Source organism: Streptomyces sp. NPDC102462, from assembly GCF_044765425.1.
In the GTDB taxonomy this organism is placed as follows: Bacteria; Actinomycetota; Actinomycetes; order Streptomycetales; family Streptomycetaceae; genus Streptomyces.
Map to the genome: position 1 here is coordinate 1 of NZ_JBIWKB010000072.1, position 20403 is coordinate 20403.

A 20403-nucleotide genomic window follows, 5' to 3' on the forward strand; every position below is an offset into this window, starting at 1 on the left:
CCCGGGGGGGCGCGGGGGGGGCCCCCCCGCCTCCGTCCCCCCCCCCCGCCCCCCCGGGGGGGGGGCCGGGGGGGCGCGGGGGGGGGGGCCGCCCCGGGGGGGGGGGGGGGGGGCCGGCGCCCCCCCCCCCCCCCGCCCGTTGAGCGACCTTGGTGGGACCGCCTAGGGAACCACCGCGGGATCGGCCGACTCGGACGCCCGCTCGGCGTTCTCCTCGTCGTCCCCCACGGCGATGCCGCGCCGCTTGGAGACGTACACCGCGCCGACGATGACCACGAGCGCGAGGACCGCGATCAGGATCCGCACGCCGAGGCTCTTGTCGCTGCCGTAGGAGAACTTGATGATGGCCGGCGCGATCAACAGCGACACCAGGTTCATCACCTTCAGCAGCGGGTTGATCGCGGGTCCCGCGGTGTCCTTGAAGGGGTCGCCGACGGTGTCGCCGATCACCGTGGCCGCGTGGGCCTCGCTGCCCTTGCCGCCGTGGTTGCCGTCCTCCACGAGCTTCTTGGCGTTGTCCCAGGCGCCGCCGGAGTTGGCGAGGAACACGGCCATCAGCGTGCCCGCGCCGATGGCGCCGGCCAGATAGGAGCCGAGCGCGCCGACGCCGAGCGTGAAGCCGATGAAGATCGGCGCCATCACGGCCAGCAGGCCCGGCGTGGCCAGTTCCCGCAGGGCGTCCTTGGTACAGATGTCGACGACCCTGCCGTACTCGGGCTTCTCGCTGAAGTCCATGATCCCGGGCTTCTCGCGGAACTGCCGGCGCACCTCGAACACCACGGAGCCCGCCGACCGCGACACGGCGTTGATGGCGAGCCCGGAGAAGAGGAAGACGACCGCCGCGCCCGCGATGAGGCCGACCAGGTTGTTGGGCTGCGAGATGTCCAGCATCAGGGTCATCGGCGCGCCCGCCCCGGAGAGCCGTTCGCCGACGTCGTGCGCCCCGGTCGTGATCGCGTCGCGGTACGACCCGAACAGCGCCGAGGCCGCCAGGACGGCGGTGGCGATGGCGATGCCCTTGGTGATGGCCTTGGTGGTGTTGCCGACCGCGTCCAGGTTGGTGAGCACCTGCGCGCCCGCGCCCTGGACGTCGCCGGACATCTCGGCGATGCCCTGTGCGTTGTCGGAGACCGGGCCGAAGGTGTCCATGGCGACGATCACACCGACGGTGGTGAGCAGGCCGGTGCCGGCCAGCGCGACCGCGAACAGGGCCAGCATGATCGACGTACCGCCGAGCAGGAACGCTCCGTAGACGCCGAGTCCGATCAGCAACGCGGTGTACACGGCCGATTCGAGACCGATCGAGATGCCGGCGAGCACGACGGTGGCCGGACCGGTGAGCGAGGTCTTGCCGATGTCGCGCACGGGGCGGCGCGAGGTCTCGGTGAAGTAGCCGGTGAGCTGCTGGATCACCGCGGCGAGCAGGATGCCGATCGCCACCGCGACCAGGGCGAGGATCCGCGGATCGCCGTTCTTGCCGCTGATCGCCGCGTCCGTGACGCCGCTGAGGTCGGAGTATTTCCCCGGGAGGTAGACGAAGACCGCCACCGCCACCAGGGCGAGCGAGATCACGGCCGAGATGAAGAAGCCACGGTTGATCGCGGACATGCCGCTGCGGTCGGCCCGGCGCGGGGCGACCGCGAAGATGCCGATCATGGCGGTGATCACACCGATGGCCGGCACCAGCAGCGGGAAGGCGAGCCCGGAGTCACCGAACGCCGCCTTGCCGAGGATCAGCGCGGCGACCAGGGTCACGGCATACGACTCGAACAGGTCGGCGGCCATGCCCGCACAGTCGCCGACGTTGTCGCCCACGTTGTCGGCAATGGTCGCGGCATTGCGCGGGTCGTCCTCCGGAATGCCCTGCTCGACCTTGCCGACCAGGTCGGCGCCGACGTCGGCGGCCTTGGTGAAGATGCCGCCCCCGACCCGCATGAACATGGCGATCAGGGCGGCCCCGAGGCCGAAGCCCTCAAGCACCTTCGGCGCGTCGGCCGCGTACACCAGCACGACACAGGAGGCGCCCAGCAGGCCGAGCCCCACCGTGAACATGCCGACGACGCCGCCCGTACGAAAAGCGATCTTCATGGCCTTGTGCGAGACGGTGGTGAGATCCTTTTCCGGTTCTCCCTCCGCCGGTGTCGCCTCCCTGGCCGCCGCGGCGACGCGCACATTACTGCGCACGGCGAGCCACATGCCGATATAGCCGGTGGCCGCCGAAAACGCCGCGCCGATCAGGAAGAACACCGACCGTCCGGCACGCTGATTCCAGTCGTCCGCGGGCAGCAGCATGAGCAGGAAGAACACGATGACGGCGAAAACGCCGAGCGTGCGCAGCTGGCGGGCCAGATAGGCGTTGGCGCCTTCCTGGACGGCCGCGGCGATCTTCTTCATGCTGTCGGTGCCCTCGCCTGCCGCGAGCACCTGGCGCACCAGGATCCCGGCTACCACGAGCGCGGCCAGCGCGACGACCACGAAGACAGCCACCAGGACACGGTTGCCGTCGGTCAGTACTGCGGCTGCGAGGGGTGTGGGGTGGCCCAACTGATGAGGGGTAGAAAGCCCCGCCATTCGTCCTCCTTGACGCTTGGGCTGAGCTCAAGATGTGGACGGATTGTAGGTACCGGAACCTGATCAAAACAGAGCGCGGTAAACGGAATTAGCCTTCACTTGCTCTTCAGCAAATGATCGACGCCGCGCCACGGAACCCGAAAGCGGTAATGCCTCAAAAGCATTGACGCCCGCATTGACGCTTGATCAAATTATCGGGTCATTGATCGTGAATTTCTTCACGAATTCGGGCGGCGGTGGCCGACCACAACACGAAAGGCCCTGCTGAGCAGGGCCCTTGAGTGTGACGCCCGACGCGGCGCACGGCACCGACGGGTGCCGACGGCGTGCCAGTGGCGGGTGATCGCACCGGTGGAGCGTCGGTGGTACGGAACGCCTCAGCCGAGCGCGACCGCCGGCGGCGTGGTCGGCCAGGTCATACGGATCTGCCCGCCGTGTTCCCCGGCGGTCACTTCCACGTCGTCGACGAGGCCGCTGATGACCGCGAGGCCCATCTCGTCCTCCTCGGCCTCCGCGTCCGCGTCGTGTCCGGACCCGCCGGGCGCCCGGTCACCCGGGGCCGAGCGGGGCGCCTCGTCGCCGACCTCGATGGAGAACTGTTTCTCCTCCTCGACGAGCACCACCTTCACCGGCGCGGTGGTGCCGGAGCTCTGGTGCAGCCCGACGGCACGGGAGCATGCCTCGCCCACGGCGAGCCGGACCTCGTCGAGTACGGCCTCGTCCACCCCGGCCCTGCGCGCCACCGCTGCCGCCACCAGTCGGGCGGTCCGGACGTGCTCGGGCAGCGCGCTGAAACGGAGTTCAACGGTGGCCATGCATCCCCCTCGGAACTTCGGGCGTGCGGTCGGGGGGCCGGGCCGCCGAAAGCCACGCCCCCCTGATCAGCTTCTTCGGCCCGGGCGAGCGGCCCGGGCCGTGGTCCTACGGCGGATCGGGCCGCACGGCGGCCCGGATCCGGTCGACGGACCGGGGTCAGTCGGTGGCCGCTACCGCTTCCTCGACCGAGGTGTGAATCGGGAACACCTTGGTGAGGCCGGTGATGCGGAAGATCTTGAGAATGCGCTCCTGGTTGCAGACCAGGCGCAGGGAGCCCTCATGGGCACGCACCCGCTTCAGGCCGCCGACCAGCACGCCGAGCCCGGTGGAGTCGAGGAAGTCCACGCCCTCCATGTCGACGACGAGGTGGAAATTCCCGTCGTTCACCAGCTCGACCAGCTGCTCGCGCAGCTTGGGCGCGGTATATACGTCGATTTCGCCACCGACCTCGACGACCGTACGATCGCCGACGGTACGGGTCGACAGGGACAGGTCCACGGATCCTCCAGCACCTTGCTATCGAGCGGTCGCCCCTCGGGACACCTCGGCTTGCGGCCCCCGGGACGTACGCCAGCCGCGATGGCATTCAATCACTTACCGGCAGGCGTGCACGACGCCTTGGCCCCATTGTCCGTCACGCCGGTGACACACTCGGTGCCGATGGCCAAGAATCACCGATCCGATCGAACCCCGACGGACGCCGCATCCCGCTCCCCGGGCACGGTCCTGCACCGGCTCGCCTCGGGGCCGAACCGGTCTGCGCGCATCACTCATACGGAGCACTTGCCCCCGCGCGAGGGACGCCATGCCGTCTGGCCCGACCGGATCCGTGCGGAGGTCGTCGCGGCCGTCCAGGCCGCGGGTATCGACCATCCCTGGGCGCACCAGGCCCTGGCCGCCGAGCACGCCCTGGACGGCGACTCGGTGATCGTCTCCACGGGCACCGCCTCCGGCAAGTCACTGGCGTACCTCGTGCCGGTCCTGTCGGCCCTCCTGGACGGCTCCGAGGCCCCGAACGGCCGCGGCAGCACGGCGCTGTACCTGGCCCCCACCAAGGCCCTCGCGGCGGATCAGTGCAGATCGGTGAAGGAACTTTCACAACCGCTCGGCACCGCGGTGCGTCCCGCCGTCTACGACGGAGACACCCCGTTCGAGGAACGCGAGTGGATCCGCCAGTACGCCAACTACGTCCTCACCAACCCGGACATGCTGCACCGGGGCATATTGCCCTCGCACGCCCGCTGGTCCTCCTTCCTGAAGTCCCTGAAGTACGTCGTCATCGACGAGTGCCACACCTACCGGGGGGTCTTCGGCTCGCACGTCGCCCAGGTGCTGCGCCGGCTGCGCCGCCTCTGCGCCCGCTACGGCGCCTCCCCCGTGTTCCTGCTGGCCTCCGCGACCGCCGCGGAGCCGTCCGTGGCGGCCCGCCGACTGACCGGCCTGCCGGTCGTCGAGGTCGCCGACGACGCCTCACCCCGAGGGGAACTCGTGTTCGCCCTCTGGGAGCCCCCGCTCACCGAACTGCACGGCGAGAAGGGCGCACCCGTCCGCCGCACGGCCACCGCCGAGACCGCCGACCTGCTGACCGACCTCACCGTGCAGGGCGTGCGCTCGGTCGCCTTCGTCCGCTCCCGGCGCGGCGCCGAGCTGATCTCGGTGATCGCCCAGGAACACCTGGCCGAGATCGACCGCTCTCTGCCCGGGCGGGTGGCGGCCTACCGGGGCGGCTACCTCCCCGAGGAGCGCCGCGCCCTGGAACGCGCCCTGCACTCCGGCGAGCTGCTGGGCCTGGCCGCCACCACCGCCCTGGAACTCGGCGTCGACATCTCCGGGCTGGACGCCGTGGTGATCGCCGGATACCCGGGCACACGCGCGTCCCTGTGGCAGCAGGCGGGCCGCGCCGGACGCTCCGGCCAGGGCGCCCTGGCGGTCCTGGTCGCCCGCGACGACCCCCTGGACACCTTCCTCGTGCACCACCCCGAAGCCCTGTTCGAGCAGCCCGTGGAGTCCACGGTCCTCGACCCCGACAACCCGTACGTCCTGGCCCCGCACCTGTGCGCCGCCGCCGCGGAGGTCCCGCTCACCGAAGAGGACCTGGAGCTGTTCGGCCCGGCCTGCGCGGAGCTGCTGCCGCAGCTGGAGGCCGCGAAGCTGCTGCGCCGCCGGACCAGGGCCTGGCACTGGACGCGCCGCGAGCGGGCCGCCGACCTGACCGACATCCGCGGCGCGGGCGGCACGCCGGTGCAGGTCGTGGAGGCGGGGACGGGACGCCTGCTGGGCACGGTCGACGCGGGCGCCGCCCACTCGACCGTGCACGAGGGCGCGGTCCATCTGCACCAGGGCCGCACCTACCTGGTGCGCTCGCTCGACCTGAAGGACTCGGTCGCCCTGGTCGAGCAGGCCGAACCGCCCTACTCGACGGTCGCCCGCGACACCACGTCCATCTCCGTCCTGGAGACGGACATCGAGGTCCCCTGGGGCGCGGGCCGGCTCTGCTACGGCTCCGTAGAGGTCACCAACCAGGTCGTCTCCTTCCTGCGTCGACGTGTCATCACCGGTGAAGTGCTGGGCGAGTCGAAGCTCGACCTCCCTCCTCGCACGCTGCGGACGCGCGCGGTGTGGTGGACGGTCACCGAGGACCAGTTGGACGAGGCCCGGATCAACCCGGAGATCCTCGGCGGCGCCCTGCACGCCGCCGAGCACGCCTCGATCGGCATGCTGCCGCTCTTCGCCACCTGCGACCGCTGGGACATCGGGGGCGTCTCGGTGCCGCTGCACCCCGACACGCTCCTGCCGACGGTCTTCGTGTACGACGGCCACCCGGGCGGTGCGGGCTTCGCCGAACGCGCCTTCCACACCGCCCGCGACTGGCTGGCCGCCACCCGCGAGGCCATCGCCGCCTGCGAGTGCGACGCCGGCTGCCCGTCCTGCATCCAGTCCCCCAAGTGCGGCAACGGGAACGAGCCGTTGCACAAGCGAGGAGCGGTACGACTCCTCACGACCCTGCTGCGGGATGCCCCGCGGGAGCCGGGGGGCAGGCAGGAGACGCCGGACGCCGGGCAGGTGCCGCCGGCTGGGCACGCGCCGGATGCCAGGCAGGCACCGGAGGCTGGGCACGCCCCGGCTACCGGGCAGGCAGCGGAGGCTGGGCGCGCGCCAGGGGCCGGGCACGCGCCGGGGGCTGAGCGGACTCCGGGGCCGGAGCGGGCATCGGGGCCGGAGCGGGCGTCAGGGCTGGAGCGGGCGTCGGGCCCCGAGGAGAGGCCGGGACCCGCGCGGGTCTCGGAATCCCCATAGCCACCACGGTCGGAGGAGACACCCCGGTCTGGGCAGCCGCCCGAGCGGACGCCGGTTCCTGCGCGGACGCCGGTTCCTGCCCGAACGCCGGTTCCCCTGCGGACCCCGGTTCCCCTGCGAACGCCGGCCCCCGTGCGGACCCCGGCTCCCGGAGGGAGGCCGCGCCCGGAGGCGGCGCAACGGTCGGCGTGGGTGCGCGCAGCGGGTCCTCCGCAAGCGGTCCCGCAGGACCGGCCCGCGCCCTGACCTCGGCCGCGAACGGCCCGCCACCGGCCGCCGCGGTGACGTCCGAGGTCTCCCCGACGATCGCGCACCGCACCAGCCGCGTGCCCTGCGCGCCCGCGACCCGCTCGGCCCGGGCACAGGCCCCCTGTGGGCCCTCCGACCAGTGGTCCGCCGCCGCGAGCGCCGCGAGATCCGCACCGCCCGCCGCCCGATGCCGGATCACGACGGCCTGCCCAAGTGCCAGTACGACGCCGAACACCACGCACAGGACGGCGATCGCCCCGACGCTCCAGACGGTGGCGGACCCCTGATCCGAGAACCGCGCGGCGCCCCACCCCGGTGAGCGCTCCGAGAGCCGCCTGAGAAGCCGCCCGGTGAGACAACCCGGGAACCGCCCCCGGCGGACCCCAGTCAGCCGACCCGAGAGGCAGCCGCGAAACCACCGGGGAAGACCGCCGAGACGGTCCGGGCGGCGGCCCCCACGCCATCCGGATAACCGGCCCCGGACGGAGCAGCGGAAGCGCTCCGGCACCCGGCGCCTCATGGGCTCGCCTCCCCCGTCGGCGGTGCCCCCACCGCCTCCTCAGCGGCCGCCACGGCCTCCTCCCGCACCTCCAGGGGCAGCGCGCCGAGCAGCGGCGGCCGCGCCACGACCGTGACGCGCACCTGATCCCCCTCGCGGACGACTGTGACCTTCGCGCCGCCCGGTGCCGCCGCGCGGGTGACCTCCACGACCGCGTCGTCGGGATCCTGCCGGGCCGCCGCCCGCGCACCCGTCCTGGCCGCGTCCACGCACTGGATCTGCGCCGCCACCACGAACAGCCCCCAGACAAGTGCCATGGTGAACGCCACCAGGACGGGCAGCACCACGGCCGCCTCCGCCGTCACGAACCCCGCATCGCGCCTCTTCTTCCGCTCACATCCGCGCACTGAGGGCTCGCTTCACGATGGCCTGCAGTTCCGCACGGACCTGACCGCTCGTCACGACCTCGTAGAGCAGCAGCGCGAACCCCACCGCCGCGACGATCCCCATCGCGTACTCGGACGTCACCATCCCCGAGTCCCGGCGCCGCATCATCCGCAGCCGAGCCCACACCTCTTTGACCTTCACGTTCATCTCAACTCCCTTGTTCAGTGGCCTTGTCGGCCCTTTCTGTCCTGCCAGTCGTGCAGTCCCGCCGGCCCTGCCCACCTGTCGGCGGGCGGCTCGGGCCGCTGACGGCGCCGCGCCGCCGTCTCACCTCGTCATCCACCACCCCCTCGCAGCACTCCCCCGGCCAGCCCGATCACCACGGGCAGGACGCCGACGGTGACGAAGGCGGGCAGGAAGCACAGCCCCACCGGCGCGGTGACCATGACGGCCGCCCGGCGGGCCCGCGCCGTCGCGGTGCGTGCCCACTGCGCGCGGGCGTCCGTGGCCAGCCGGGCGACGGGTCCCGCCGCGGGCAGCCCGGACTCGTCGGCCCGCTCCAGCAGCCGGGCCAGCGGCCGGGCGCCCGGCAGGGCCGCCAACCGCCGCCAGGCATCGGCCGGTTCACCGCCCAGCCGCACCTCCGCCGCACCCCGCGCGAGCCCTTCCCCGACGGGTCCCGCCAGGGCCTCGCCGACGGCCTGAGCGGCGATCACCGGGCCGGCACCGGCCGCGATGCACGCCGCCAGAAGGTCCGCGGCGAGCGGCAGTTGGCGAGCGGCCTCGGCGGCATCGGCCTCCCCCGCCCCGGCCGCGGCCCTCTGCCGGCGCCGCCACCGCCACAGCGCCACGGCCACGCCCAGCCCCACCACGGCCCCCGCGACCCCGCCGACCAGCACCCAACCGGCGCACACCGCACCGGCCCACGGCAGCCACCGCCGTACCGCAGCGCGCGCCTCGAAGGCCGACTGCCCCGCGGCCCTGCGCGAGGCGGGCGCCCGCACGGCCGGCGCACGGGGCGTCAGCAGCCCCGCCAACCGTCCGCGCGCCCGGCGCTCGCGCCGCCCCACCACCAGCTGCCGTACCAACCAGCCGAGCCCCAGCGCCGCTCCGGCGGCCACCCCCAGCCTGTGGACAACATCCGCGCTCATACCGCCTCCGCTCCCCGTACGATCCGTGCCGCCCACCACAGCCCGGCGGCCTCGAAGAGTCCGCCGACCACCAGGCAGCCCAGTCCCGCTCCGGTGTGCAGCAGCACCCGCAGCGGGTCGGCGCCCATGGCCGTACCCAGCAGAAGCCCGAGGACGGGCAGGGCCGCGAGCATCACGGCCGTCGCACGGGCGCCCGCCAACTGGGCCCGCAGATCGGCGCGCTGGTCCCGCTCGGCACGCAGGGCCGCGTCGAGCCGGTCGAGGCCGGCCGCGAGTCCGGCGCCCTGGTCCACGGCGACCCGCCAGCACGCCGCGAGCCCCAGTAGCCCCTCGGCACCCGGCTGCCGGGCCGCCGCGGCGAGCGCTCCCGGTACGTCCCCGCCGAACCGGGCCGCCGCGAGGACCGCGGCCTGTGTGTCCCCGAGCCCGCCGCTGTCGCGCGCGGCGCGCAGCAGCGCCTCCCCTGGCTGCCGTCCGGCGCGCACCTCCCCGGCGAGCGCCCCGCACAGGGCGATCACGGCGTCCGTCCGCCGCTCCCGGGTCAGCCGGGCCGCCCTGGCCAGCCGCATCCGGCGCAGCACGGGCACGCCGGCCGCCCCCGCGACGGCCGGAATCACCGATGCGCCCAGCAGCGCGAGCAGCAGCCCGATGCCGAGGGCCCACCATTCGCCCCGCAACCGGCCGCGCAGGCGCCGCAGTTCGCCTGCCGCCGGGCCCCACCGGGGCGGCCCCGTCGCCACGGCTCCGCCGCCCGCGAGCAGCAGCCGCGCCCGCCGCGCGCCACGATGCCGCTCGCCGAACAACCACACGGCCACCGCGACGCACACCCCCGCGGCACCCGTCGACATCTCATGGATCACTCTCATCGCCCCCACAGTTCTGTTCGCTTGCGTCACCGCGGAGCAGCCCGCGCAGCCGCTCCCATCCGGGCTCCCGCGCGAACGCCCCCGGGGTCCAGCGCAGTGCCGGGACCGTCCGGACCAGGCCCGCGGGGTCCCGCTCCAGGACGTGCACTTCGGCGATCCGCCGGCGGCCGGTCCGGTCCCGGATCAGGTGCAGCACCACCGACAGCGCGGCCGCCAGCTGGCTGTGCAGGGCGGCCCGGTCGAGCCCGGCGGCGGTGCCCAGGGCCTCCAGGCGGGCCGGGACGTCCGCGGCGGCATTGGCGTGGACGGTGCCGCAGCCGCCCTCGTGCCCGGTGTTGAGGACGGCCAGCAGGTGCACGACCTCGGGCCCGCGCACCTCGCCCACGACCAGCCGGTCAGGGCGCATCCGCAGCGCCTGGCGCACCAGGTCCTCAAGGGTGACCAGGCCGGCGCCCTCCTGGTTGGCGGGTCTGGTCTCCAGGCGCACGACGTGCGGATGGTCCGGCCGCAGTTCCGCGGAGTCCTCGGCGAGCACGATCCGCTCCCCGGGTCCGACCAGCCCGAGCAGCGCACTGAGCAGGGTTGTCTTCCCGCTTCCGGTACCGCCGCTGATCAGGAAGGACAGTCGCGCCGCAAGCAGCGCCCGCAGGATCCGGTCCCCGCCGGGCGGCACCGTGCCCGCCGCCACCAGTTCGTGGAGGGTGAACGCCCGGGGCCGTACGACCCGCAGTGACAGGCAGGTGCAGCCGACGGCGACCGGGGGCAGCACCGCGTGCAGCCGGGTTCCGTCGGGCAGCCGGGCGTCGGCCCAGGGCCGTGCGTCGTCGAGCCGGCGTCCGGCCACGGCGGCCAGCCGCTGTGCGAGGCGCCGTACCGCCGCCGCGTCCGGAAAGGTCACCGTGGTCAGCTCCAGGCCGCCGCCCCGGTCCACCCACACCCGGTCCGGGGCCGACACCAGGACGTCGGTGACCGACGGATCGGCGAGCAGCGGTTCCAGGGGGCCACTGCCGACCAGTTCTGAGCGCAACAGGTCGGCCGCGCCTAGGACTTCGGCGTCACCGAGCACCCGTCCCTGGTCGCGCAGCGCCTGCGCCACGCGCGCGGGGGTCGGCTCGGCGCCGCTCTCGGCCAGCCGGCGGCGCACGCCGTCGAGCAGCCGCGCGCCGTCCGCCGGCTCCAGGCCGGGAATCGCCCTCATGCGGCACCCGCCTCGACCAGCGTGCGCTCCCAGAAGTCCTTGCAGAACCGGGCGAGGGGTCCCCGGCCGGCCGCGGCGGGTGGTTTCCCGCTGTGGTGCGGGCGCAGCAGCCCCGACTCGACGGGTACTTCCCCGGCCAGCGGGAGGCCGAGCAGGCGGGCCACCTCACGGTCGTCCAGTCCGGCCGCGTACGGCCCGCGTACCGCCACTCTCAGGTCGCGCAGGACCATGCCGACGGCGGAGGCCACCCGTCCGGCCGCCGCGACGGCGCGCAGTTCGGCGGGGACGACGAGGAGCGCGAGGTCGAGCTGGGCGAGGACTTCGGCGACGCCGTCGTCCAGTCGCCTGGGCAGATCGACGACGACCGTGCCGCCGCGCCGCCGGGCGGCGGCGAGCACCGCCCGCACGGCCTGTGGCGGGACGGCGACGCAGTCGCCGCGGTCCCAGCTGAGCACCCTCAGCGAGTGCAGCCGGGGCAGGGACTCCTCCAGGGCGCCGCCGCCGACCCGGCCGCGCGATGCGGCGAAGGCCGGCCAGCGCAGTCCTTCGGCCGTCTCACCTCCGAGGAGTACGTCGAGTCCGCCGCCGAGCGGGTCCGCGTCCACGAGCAGGGTGCGCAGTCCCTCGCGCGCGGAGGTGACGGCGAGGGCGCACGCGAGCGTGGAGGCTCCGGCGCCGCCCCGGCCGCCGATGACGCCGACGGTGAGCGCGGGCCGTCCGACTCCCTCGGCGACGTCGGCGATGCGGTCGACCAGCCACTGCTCGCCGTCGGGAAGCATCAGGACGTGGTCGGCGCCGATCTGGACGGCCCGCTTCCAGACCCCGGAGTCGTCCTGGTCCCGGCCGACCAGCACCACCCCGCGTCGGCGCGCGGCCCCGCGCACGCGCCGCGCGGCATCGTCACCGACCAGGATGAGCGGCGCCGCCTCCCAGCTGCCCTTGTGCTCCGGCACCCCGTGGTGGACCTCGGGTGTCGCGCCTGCCGCCGCGCACAGGCGCAACAGGTCGTCGAGGAGTTCGGCGTCCTCGGTGACGATGAGCGGCCTGCCCGGGCGTCCTCCGACGGCGGGCGGTGGATCGTGAGTGACGGTTCCGGCCATGTGTGGTCCCCCTTCGCTGCATCTGCGCGCGGCCCGATGCGGCCACGCGATTCCCGAACGTGTGAAGAACCGGCGACCGGCCTTCATATGAACGGCCGATACGAACCGGCCAAACGCGCGCCGACAAACGGAACCGGCCATGAACTCGCGGCGGGCGGAGCGCGTTGGAATCACGGTGCAGCGATCCCGGAAATCATGTGGATCTTGGTCGAAAACTGTGGACAACTCGGTGGTTGTGAATATCGCCGTCACCCATAGCGGTGCGCCGCGCACGAGGCGCCGTACGACTTCCGCAGCGCACGCCCTTGACTACCGTCCGTGACGGATCATGGGCATGCTGAAAGGGCGGTCGACGCCGCCCTGTCGCGGCACCGAGGCCGCCTGAAGAAGAGGAAAACCCACCCGGACATGCGACGACCCCCGCCGGGGGGGAGAGCGGGGGTCGTCCCCACGGCCGACTCGGGGGGGGAGGAGTCGGACCGGGTTAGCACGGTCGCGAACGATCCGTGACTTCCATGGTGTACCCGAGAGCCCTCTCAGGCAAACCCACGCGCCCCACCTTACGCCGAATGGTGGGCGCCTATGCTCAGGGTCGTGGAAAACCACCCCTTGGCCCGCACCGCGGCCTTCTTTGACCTGGACAAGACGGTCATTGCGAAGTCGAGCACGCTCACCTTCAGCAAGTCGTTCTACCAAGGCGGACTGATCAACCGCAGGGCCGCGCTGCGTACCGCATACGCGCAGTTCGTCTTCCTGGTCGGCGGCCTGGACCACGACCAGATGGAGCGCATGCGCGAGTACCTGTCCACCCTGTGCCGCGGCTGGAACGTCCAGCAGGTGAAGGAGATCGTGGCCGAGACCCTGCACGATCTGATCGACCCGATCATCTACGACGAGGCCGCCTCCCTCATCGAGGAGCATCACACGGCCGGGCGCGATGTCGTGATCGTGTCCACGTCGGGCGCGGAGGTGGTCGAGCCGATCGGCGAACTGCTCGGCGCCGACCGGGTGGTGGCCACCCGCATGGTCGTCGGTGACGACGGCTGCTTCACCGGTGAGGTGGAGTACTACGCGTACGGCCCCACCAAGGCGGAGGCGATCAAGGAGCTGGCCGAGTCCGAGGGGTACGACCTCGACCGTTGTTACGCCTACAGCGATTCGGCGACCGACCTGCCGATGCTCCGGGCCGTCGGGCATCCGCACGCCGTGAACCCGGACCGGGCGCTGCGGCGCGAAGCACTCGCGCGCGGGTGGCCGATTCTGGACTTCCACCGGCCGGTCCGGCTCAAGCAGCGGCTGCCCGCCTTCTCGGCACCGCCGCGTCCGGTCCTGGTGGCCGCGGCCGCGATAGGCGCGGCCGCGGCCACCGCGGGTCTGGTCTGGTACGCCTCCCGGCGCCGCAGCCCAGTCGCCTGACCCCTCGCCGCCGCCCGATTGATAGGCGTTTGAACCTAAAAGTAAAGAACCATGGCCAGGGGTTCCGCTTGCTCCGGGCTTGCAGTACAAAGGACTCAACGGCCCGCGAGACCAAAGGACATCCGAGAGGATTCCCTTTCAAGACGCTTTCGGCCCCACGGACCGAGCATGAACACCGGGCACCCACGCGACGTCGACCCGTCGATTACGGGCCAGCTGCACCAGGTGACGGGCGAAGATCCCGGCCTGATGGGCAATACATCGAGGACGCTTGGTAACCCGGTGCGCATGCCAGCGGCGGTACGAGGATTCGTACCGCCGCAACCCTGTTCTCAGGCCGCGCCGCGCTGCAGCGCCTCGCACACCGCCGTCGACTCGCGCACCCCCAGCTCGACCGCCTTGCCGCAGTGGGCGATCCAGGCGGCCATGCCCTCCGGAGTGCCCGAGACATAGCCGTCGAGGGCCGCCAGATAGGCTGCGCGGCCCAGTTCCGCATGTCCCACCTCGGCCGGGCACACCGCCTTCGGGTCCAGGCCGCTGCCCACCAGGACGATCCGCCCGGCCGCCCGCGCGACAAGGCCGTTGTGGGAGGTGAAGGGGCGCAGCGCGAGCAGTTCGCCGTGCACGACGGCCGCCGTCACCAGGGCGGGAGCGGCGCTTCCCGCGACGATCAGCTCCGCAAGTCCCTCCAGCCGGCCGGACACCTCGTCCGCGCCGGGTGCCGGCAGCTCGATCAGCGGCTCGTCGACGATCTCGCCGTCCCGGCGCGGCCTGCCGGCCTCGTCCGCGCCGCTCGCGGCGGCCACCAGATGCAGCCGGGCCAGCACGCGCAGCGGTGACTGCCGCCAGATCGACAGCAGTTGACCCGCCTCCGCGGTCAGCCTGAGAGCGGCGCCGAGCACGCGCGCGTCGTCGTCGGCGCCGAAGTCGGTGCGCCGCCGTACCTCCTCCAGGGCCCAGTCCGCGCCGGACAGCGCAGCGGAGCCCCGGGCACCGCGCAGCGCCGCCTCCGAGGTGATCTCGTTGCTGCGCCGCCGCATGATCCGGTGTCCGTAGACCCGGTCCACGGCTTTGCGCACGGACTCCACGGACTCGGCCACACCGGGCAGGGAACCCAGGGCCGCGAGCGGATCGGCGGTCGCGCCTGTCGTACTCATGAGTACGACACTACGCACCCGCGCGCCCGCCCCACGAAGGAGTGGTCTTCTTCTCACACTCCGCCACGCAACGCCATCATCCGACTACTCTTCGTGAACATGAAAATTGCTTTCGTCGGGAAGGGCGGCAGCGGCAAGACCACGCTCTCCTCCCTCTTCGTACGCCATCTCGCGGCCACAGGCGCGCCGGTCCTCGCCATCGACGCCGACATCAACCAGCACCTCGGCGCGGCCCTCGGCCTCGGCGAGGCGGAAGCGGTCGCGCTGCCCGCGATGGGCGAGCAGCTGCCGTTGATCAAGAACTATCTGCGCGGCGCCAACCCGCGCATCGCCTCCGCCGAGACGATGATCAAGACGACCCCGCCGGGCGAGGGCTCGCGGCTGGTCCTGGTGCGGGAGCCGAATCCGATCTACGACGCCTGCGCGCGGCCGGTGGAACTCGACGGCGGCGCCGTCCGTTTGATGGTCACCGGGCCCTTCACGGACGCCGATCTGGGGGTCGCCTGCTACCACTCTAAGACCGGAGCGGTGGAGCTGTTCCTCAACCACCTCGTCGACGGCCGTGACGAGTACGTCGTGGTCGACATGACCGCGGGCTCGGACTCCTTCGCCTCCGGCATGTTCACCCGCTTCGACATCACGTTCCTCATCGCCGAGCCGACCCGGAAGGGGGTCTCCGTCTACCGCCAGTACAAGGAGTACGCCCGGGACTTCGGGGTTGTCCTTCAGGTCGTGGGCAACAAGGTGCAGGGCGAGGACGACCTCGACTTCCTCCGCTCGGAGGTCGGGGACGACCTGCTCGTGGCTTTCGGGCACTCGGACTGGGTGCGCGCGATGGAGAAGGGCCGGCCGCCCCGGTTCGAGTTCCTGGAGGACGTCAACCGCCGCGCCCTGCGCAAGATCCGGGTCGCCGCCGACGCGACCTACGAGATGCGCGACTGGGAGCGCTACACGCGACAGATGGTGCACTTCCACCTGAAGAACGCCGAGGCGTGGGGCAACGAGCGCACCGGGGCCGACCTGACGGCGCAGATCGACCCCGGGTTCGTGCTCGGCGAGGGCGTCGCCGCCCCCGCCTGACGGCTACTGCCTGACCGCCGGCGCCCCGGGCACCCCCTTCGGGGCCGGGGCCGGGCGGGCCGCGAGGAAGGACGCCCAGCCCTGCTTGGGCGCCTCGCCCACCTCCAGGGTGCGCAGCTTCTCCAGGATCTGCGGGTCCTGGGCGTCCAGCCAGTCGGCGAGCTGCCGGAAGGACACACAGCGCACCTCGGGCTTGTTGCACGCCTGCTCGACGACCTCGTCGATGGCACGCATATAGGTGCCGCCGTTCCAGGACTCGAAGTGATTGCCGATGACCAGGGGGGCGCGGTTGCCGTCGTAGGCCCGGTAGAAGCCCTTGAGCAGGCCGTCCCGCATCTGGTCGCCCCAGTAGCCGTACTTGTCGGGGTCACCCTGGGTCGAGGCGCCGGACTGGTTGACCATGAAGTTGTAGTCCATGGTCAGCTGCTCGTAGGTGTGGCCGGGGAACGGCACGAGTTGCATCGACAGGTCCCACAGCCCTTCCTTCTTCTTGGGCCAGACCTGGTTGTTGACGCCGCTGGTGTCATAGCGGAAGCCCAGTTCCCGGGCCGCCTTCATGAAGTTCTTCTGGCCTTCCAGACACGGGGTGCGGGCGCCGATCAGCTCCTTGTCGTAGTCGAAGGGCAGCGGCGCGGACTTCGTCAGGCCGCTGTTGGTCTTCCAGTTCTTCACGAACTGCTTGGCCTGGGCGATCTCGCTCTTCCAGTCCTCCACGGACCACTCGCCGACCCCGCCGTCGGTGCCGCAGAAGTGCCCGTTGAAGTGAGTGCCGATCTCGTTGCCCTCCAGCCAGGCCAGACGCACTTGCTGGACGGTGTCGGCGATCCCCTTCTCGTCGTTGAAGCCGATGTCCGAGCGGCCAGGCGAGTGCTGCGGGGGACGGTAGAGGTCGCGCTTCTCCTCCGGCAGCATGTACACGCCACTGAGGAAGAAGGTCATGGTGGCGTTGTTGTCCTTGGCGACCTTGCGGAAGTGGGAGAACAGCTTCTGGCTGTCCTCGCCCGCACCGTCCCAGGAGAACACCACGAACTGCGGTGGCTTCTCGCCGGACTTGAGCCGTTCGGGCTTGGGCAGGTGGGGCTGCGCCCCGGTGTAAGCGGTGGATCCGTCCCCGATCAGACGGAGCATGCTGTTGGGCGCCGGCGCTCCCTTCACCGGACCGGGCGCCCCTTCCTTCGAACCGCTGGAGCCGGTCGCGCAACCGACGAGCGGCACGGCACACGCCGCGGCGACCATGGCGCCCACGGCGATCCTCTGGTTGGCGGCCATGTTCCGCCCACCTTCTTCCTTCTCTCAGGCAAACGCTGATCAGCCGCTTTGCGGCGATGTGCCGGTTTTGCCGACAGCGCCGCCAAGGTCGCACGGGGCCGAGAAGGACTTAATACGACAAGCCGATAAACAGCCCACTTCACCTCAACAGGTGAACATCTGCACCATTTGCGTAGAAAAGATATGCATGACCTTTACTTGCAATTACGATTCGTTTACTGAGCGTTGATCCATCCCGCCGCTGCACGCCGTGACCCACGGCCGCGACCGCCCCGTCATCGACGGGCCCCCCATTCCGCGACCGCGCTGCCCCGGAGGAGACGGGAACATGTCAGCCTGCGTCCACACCCGACCCAAACACCCGCACCAACCGCACAGCCCGCCCCCCGCACCGCACCGCCGGTTCCGCATCGCGGGCGCCGACCTGTCCGCGTCGATCGCGGTCTTCCTGATCGCTCTCCCTCTGTCCCTCGGCATCGCCCTCGCCACCGGCGCCCCGCTCCAGGCCGGCCTGGTCGCCGCCGCCGTCGGCGGGCTCGTCGCCGGACGGCTCGGCGGCAGCCCGCTCCAGGTCAGCGGCCCGGCCGCCGGGCTCACGGTGGTCACCGCCGATCTGATCCACCGCTATGGATGGCGCACGACGTGCGCCATCACCGTCCTCGCCGGACTGTGCCAGCTGGGCCTGGGATGCCTGCGCGTCGCCCGCAGCGCCCTCGCCGTCAGCCCCGCCGTGGTGCACGGCATGCTCGCCGGCATCGGTGTCACCATCGCCATCGCCCAGCTGCATGTCGTGCTGGGCGGCACCCCGCAGAGCGAAGTCATCGACAACATCCTCGGTCTTCCGGCCCAATTGGCCGACCTGCACCCCGCGGCGGTGTCGATGAGCGCGCTGACCCTGGTCCTGCTCCTGGCCTGGCCGCGCCTGCCCGGCCGACCGGGCCGGCTGCTGCGCAAGGTCCCGGCCGCCCTGGTGGCCGTCACCGGGGCCACGGTCACCGCCTCGCTCGCGGGACTGGTTCTGCCCAAGGTCGACCTGCCGTCCTGGGGCAGCCATGCCCTCGCCGGACTGCCGGAGGGGCCGGTGCTGGGCCTGGCCGCCGCCGTCTTCACCACCACGCTGGTGTGCAGCGTGCAGTCGTTGCTGGGTGCGGTCGCCGTGGACAAGATGGTCGCCGCCCGCCCCGGCCCGAAACCCCGCGCCGGCCGCTCCGACCTGGACCGGGAACTCCTCGGACAGGGCGCGGCCAACATCGCCTCGGGGGCGCTCGGCGGGCTGCCGGTCGCGGGCGTGGCGGTGCGGAGTTCGGCGAATGTGCAATCCGGTGCCGTGAGCCGGAACTCCACGATGCTGCACGGCGTTTTCGTAGTAGTCGCCGCGCTGCTGATGGTTCCGGTCCTGGACCTCATCCCGCTCGCCTCGCTCGCCGCCCTGGTGATGGCCGTCGGCATCCAGATGGTGTCGCTGCACCACATCCGCACGGTGACCCGCCACAGAGAAGTGCTGGTGTACGCCGTCACCACACTCGGCGTGGTGTTCCTGGGCGTCCTGGAGGGCGTGGCGCTCGGGGTCGCCGTGGCCGTCGCCGTAGCCATGCACCGCCTCACCCGCACCCGCATCACGCACGAAGAGAAGGGAGGAGTCCATCACGTACATGTATGCGGACAGTTGACGTTCCTGGCGGTCCCCCGGCTCAGCCGGGCCCTGCATCTCGTACCCCAAGGCGCCCACGCCGTGGTGGAGTTGGACGGTTCGTTCATGGACCACGCGGCGTACGAGTCACTGCAGGACTGGCGGAGCTCACACACCGCGCAGGGCGGCACCACCGAGCTGACCGGTTGTCGGACGGGGATCCGGACCAGCGAGCGGCCGGCCTCCGCCGAGTGCCACTGCCGGCCTTGGACACCATGGCGCAACCACCAGTGCGCCATGCCGTCCGGCGGTCAGGTCGGCCGGGACGGCTCGTCGGGCGACGGCATGTCCGGACACCGGGTGCCCGATGAGACCGGGCTGTCGGGCGAGAGCGGCGCACCAGGCGGCGTAGGTGGCGGAGGAGAAGGCGACGGCGCGGGTGCCGGCACCGGCCCGTTCCCCGCCACCTACGGCCCTGGGACACGCCCGGTCACCTCGGGCCCCGGCTCGGGCCCAACTTCCGGCTCCGACACGGGATCCGCCTCGGATTCGGGCTCCGGCTCGCGTTCGGAACCGGGCTCGGTCTCGGGCTCGGGCGCTGGATCGGGCACGGTCTCGGGCTCGGACCAAGGCTCTCGCTCCGGCACGGGCACCGGCACCGGCATCCGTGTCGGCGTCGGCACCGGCTCCGCAGGCGGTCCCGACACCCGTACGAGTACCGGGGCCCTCACCGGAACCGGTACGAGCGCCGCCCACAGCTTCGGTGGGCATGAACTGGCCCGTGGGATCAGCGCGTTCCAGCGCAACACCGCGCCCCTGGTGCGGGATGAGCTGGCACGGCTGGCGCGGGAGGGGCAGCGACCGTCCCAGCTCTTCCTCACCTGCGCCGACTCCCGGCTCGTCACGTCGATGATCACGTCCAGTGGTCCCGGCGACCTCTTCGTCGTCCGCAATGTCGGCAACCTGGTGCCGCCGCCGGGCGAGGAGTGGGGCGACGACTCGGTGGGGGCCGCGATCGAGTACGCGGTGGACGTGCTGAAGGTACGGTCCATCACGGTGTGCGGGCACTCCGGGTGCGGGGCCATGCAGGCCCTCCTCAACTCCGCCCCCGGGGACGGGCAGACTCCGCTCGGCCGGTGGCTGCGGCACGGGCAGCCGAGCCTGAAGCGGATGGCCGACGACAGCCGCCCCTGGGCACGGCTGGCCGGGCGGCCGGCCGCGGACGCGGTCGAGCAGCTCTGCCTGACCAATGTGGTCCAGCAACTGGAGCACCTGCGCACCCATGACTCGGTGGCGCGGGCTCGGGCGGACGGCGGGTTGGAGCTGCACGGGATGTACTTCCACGTGGGCGAGGCGCAGGCGTATCTGCTCGGCGGGACGGTCGGGCACGAGGTGTTCCAGCATGTGCCGGGGACGGAGGAGCTGCCCAGCCTCGCGTGAGCGGGCGGGGCGGGCCGAAGCGGGGCGGGGAGGCCGGTGTGCGGCCGCACGCGGAGCGGCCGCACACCGGGACCCGGAGCCTTCCGAACCCCGCGGCCACCGGTCCCGAAGCCTTCCGGGCGCAGGCGCTTTCGGGCATGCGGGCTTAGGAGGCCGGCGCCGCGAGAGGCAAGGGCGCTCAGCTTCCCAGGGGCGGGTGTCCCCGTGGCCGCCCGGGTGCGCCGTTTGAGTCCGTGCACGGACTGCGTGATCGGCAGGCGGGGCAGGCTGCCCGGCG

15 protein-coding genes and 1 pseudogene are annotated in these 20403 nt (G+C 72.3%); 4 read left to right on the forward strand and 12 right to left on the reverse strand.

The features are described from left to right. Positions 1-162 precede the first annotated feature (162 nt). The 3 genes from ACIRFL_RS37875 to bldG form a co-directional block, all read right to left on the reverse strand. Entirely contained in the window at positions 163-2571 is a 2409-nt protein-coding gene (locus tag ACIRFL_RS37875) for a sodium-translocating pyrophosphatase (RefSeq protein ID WP_404038375.1), read from the reverse strand. 377 nt (positions 2572-2948) lie between these two features. Further along, on the reverse strand, positions 2949-3386 hold the full coding sequence (locus tag ACIRFL_RS37880) for an ATP-binding protein (RefSeq protein WP_351731573.1): 438 nt from the start codon (positions 3384-3386) through the stop codon (positions 2949-2951). 157 nt (positions 3387-3543) lie between these two features. Continuing rightward, on the reverse strand, positions 3544-3885 hold the full coding sequence (gene bldG, locus ACIRFL_RS37885; protein ID WP_010986038.1) for an anti-sigma factor antagonist BldG: 342 nt from the start codon (positions 3883-3885) through the stop codon (positions 3544-3546). 81 nt (positions 3886-3966) lie between these two features. Here bldG and ACIRFL_RS37890 point away from each other — a divergent pair, with 81 nt between their 5' ends. Next, positions 3967-6684: a DEAD/DEAH box helicase gene (locus ACIRFL_RS37890; RefSeq protein WP_404038378.1), complete on the forward strand. Its 2718-nt coding sequence runs from the start codon at positions 3967-3969 to the stop codon at positions 6682-6684. Between the two features lie 217 nt (positions 6685-6901). Here ACIRFL_RS37890 and ACIRFL_RS37895 read toward each other — a convergent pair. From ACIRFL_RS37895 to ssd, 7 genes and pseudogenes are all read right to left on the reverse strand, one after another. Beyond that, positions 6902-7225: pseudogene (locus ACIRFL_RS37895) on the reverse strand (Rv3654c family TadE-like protein); the annotation flags it as partial. 224 nt (positions 7226-7449) lie between these two features. Next, on the reverse strand, positions 7450-7797 hold the full coding sequence (locus tag ACIRFL_RS37900) for a TadE family type IV pilus minor pilin (RefSeq protein WP_404038381.1): 348 nt from the start codon (positions 7795-7797) through the stop codon (positions 7450-7452). A 28-nt stretch (positions 7798-7825) separates the two neighbouring features. Continuing rightward, positions 7826-8026, reverse strand: coding sequence for a DUF4244 domain-containing protein (locus ACIRFL_RS37905; RefSeq protein WP_404038384.1), 201 nt, complete (start codon positions 8024-8026; stop codon positions 7826-7828). 128 nt (positions 8027-8154) lie between these two features. Further along, entirely contained in the window at positions 8155-8970 is an 816-nt protein-coding gene (locus tag ACIRFL_RS37910) for a type II secretion system F family protein (protein ID WP_404038386.1), read from the reverse strand. Beyond that, the gene (locus ACIRFL_RS37915) at positions 8967-9836 is read right to left on the reverse strand and encodes a type II secretion system F family protein (protein WP_404038389.1); all 870 of its coding nucleotides are present in this window, start codon (positions 9834-9836) and stop codon (positions 8967-8969) included. Before ACIRFL_RS37915 ends, ACIRFL_RS37910 begins: the two co-directional genes overlap by 4 nt. Continuing rightward, complete coding sequence (locus tag ACIRFL_RS37920) at positions 9820-11034, reverse strand: TadA family conjugal transfer-associated ATPase (protein ID WP_404038392.1); 1215 nt, start codon at positions 11032-11034, stop codon at positions 9820-9822. Before ACIRFL_RS37920 ends, ACIRFL_RS37915 begins: the two co-directional genes overlap by 17 nt. After that, a complete protein-coding gene (gene ssd / locus ACIRFL_RS37925; protein ID WP_404038394.1) occupies positions 11031-12134 on the reverse strand; it encodes a septum site-determining protein Ssd in 1104 nt (367 codons plus the stop codon). The genes ACIRFL_RS37920 and ssd overlap by 4 nt, the downstream gene beginning before the upstream one ends. A gap of 582 nt (positions 12135-12716) precedes the next feature. On the opposite strand from ssd, the gene ACIRFL_RS37930 reads away from it, so the two are divergent. Beyond that, positions 12717-13550, forward strand: coding sequence for an HAD family hydrolase (locus ACIRFL_RS37930; RefSeq protein WP_404038396.1), 834 nt, complete (start codon positions 12717-12719; stop codon positions 13548-13550). A gap of 332 nt (positions 13551-13882) precedes the next feature. Here the strand turns inward: ACIRFL_RS37930 and ACIRFL_RS37935 are convergent, their stop codons facing one another. Then, on the reverse strand, positions 13883-14707 hold the full coding sequence (locus tag ACIRFL_RS37935) for an oxidoreductase (RefSeq protein WP_404038399.1): 825 nt from the start codon (positions 14705-14707) through the stop codon (positions 13883-13885). A gap of 99 nt (positions 14708-14806) precedes the next feature. Between ACIRFL_RS37935 and ACIRFL_RS37940 the strand changes: the two genes are divergently transcribed. Then, the gene (locus ACIRFL_RS37940; protein ID WP_404038402.1) at positions 14807-15787 is read left to right on the forward strand and encodes an ATP-binding protein; all 981 of its coding nucleotides are present in this window, start codon (positions 14807-14809) and stop codon (positions 15785-15787) included. A 3-nt stretch (positions 15788-15790) separates the two neighbouring features. Here ACIRFL_RS37940 and ACIRFL_RS37945 read toward each other — a convergent pair whose 3' ends face one another. Continuing rightward, positions 15791-17056: a hypothetical protein gene (locus ACIRFL_RS37945; RefSeq protein ID WP_404038405.1), complete on the reverse strand. Its 1266-nt coding sequence runs from the start codon at positions 17054-17056 to the stop codon at positions 15791-15793. Between the two features lie 328 nt (positions 17057-17384). Here ACIRFL_RS37945 and ACIRFL_RS37950 point away from each other — a divergent pair, with 328 nt between their 5' ends. Further along, a complete protein-coding gene (locus ACIRFL_RS37950; RefSeq protein WP_404038408.1) occupies positions 17385-20126 on the forward strand; it encodes a bifunctional SulP family inorganic anion transporter/carbonic anhydrase in 2742 nt (913 codons plus the stop codon). Positions 20127-20403 lie beyond the last annotated feature (277 nt).

Excerpts from the sequence above, each read along its gene's own strand:
- ACIRFL_RS37875 (WP_404038375.1), bottom strand. The coding sequence starts at position 2,571 with ATGGCGGGGCTTTCTACCCCTCATCAGTTGGGCCACCCCACACCCCTC.
- ACIRFL_RS37880 (WP_351731573.1), bottom strand. The coding sequence starts at position 3,386 with ATGGCCACCGTTGAACTCCGTTTCAGCGCGCTGCCCGAGCACGTCCGG.
- ACIRFL_RS37890 (WP_404038378.1), top strand. The coding sequence starts at position 3,967 with ATGGCATTCAATCACTTACCGGCAGGCGTGCACGACGCCTTGGCCCCA.
- ACIRFL_RS37905 (WP_404038384.1), bottom strand. The coding sequence starts at position 8,026 with ATGAACGTGAAGGTCAAAGAGGTGTGGGCTCGGCTGCGGATGATGCGG.
- ACIRFL_RS37910 (WP_404038386.1), bottom strand. The coding sequence starts at position 8,970 with ATGAGCGCGGATGTTGTCCACAGGCTGGGGGTGGCCGCCGGAGCGGCG.
- ACIRFL_RS37915 (WP_404038389.1), bottom strand. The coding sequence starts at position 9,836 with ATGAGAGTGATCCATGAGATGTCGACGGGTGCCGCGGGGGTGTGCGTC.
- ACIRFL_RS37920 (WP_404038392.1), bottom strand. The coding sequence starts at position 11,034 with ATGAGGGCGATTCCCGGCCTGGAGCCGGCGGACGGCGCGCGGCTGCTC.
- ssd (WP_404038394.1), bottom strand. The coding sequence starts at position 12,134 with ATGGCCGGAACCGTCACTCACGATCCACCGCCCGCCGTCGGAGGACGC.
- ACIRFL_RS37930 (WP_404038396.1), top strand. The coding sequence starts at position 12,717 with ATGCTCAGGGTCGTGGAAAACCACCCCTTGGCCCGCACCGCGGCCTTC.
- ACIRFL_RS37935 (WP_404038399.1), bottom strand. The coding sequence starts at position 14,707 with ATGAGTACGACAGGCGCGACCGCCGATCCGCTCGCGGCCCTGGGTTCC.
- ACIRFL_RS37940 (WP_404038402.1), top strand. The coding sequence starts at position 14,807 with ATGAAAATTGCTTTCGTCGGGAAGGGCGGCAGCGGCAAGACCACGCTC.
- ACIRFL_RS37945 (WP_404038405.1), bottom strand. The coding sequence starts at position 17,056 with ATGGCCGCCAACCAGAGGATCGCCGTGGGCGCCATGGTCGCCGCGGCG.
- ACIRFL_RS37950 (WP_404038408.1), top strand. The coding sequence starts at position 17,385 with ATGTCAGCCTGCGTCCACACCCGACCCAAACACCCGCACCAACCGCAC.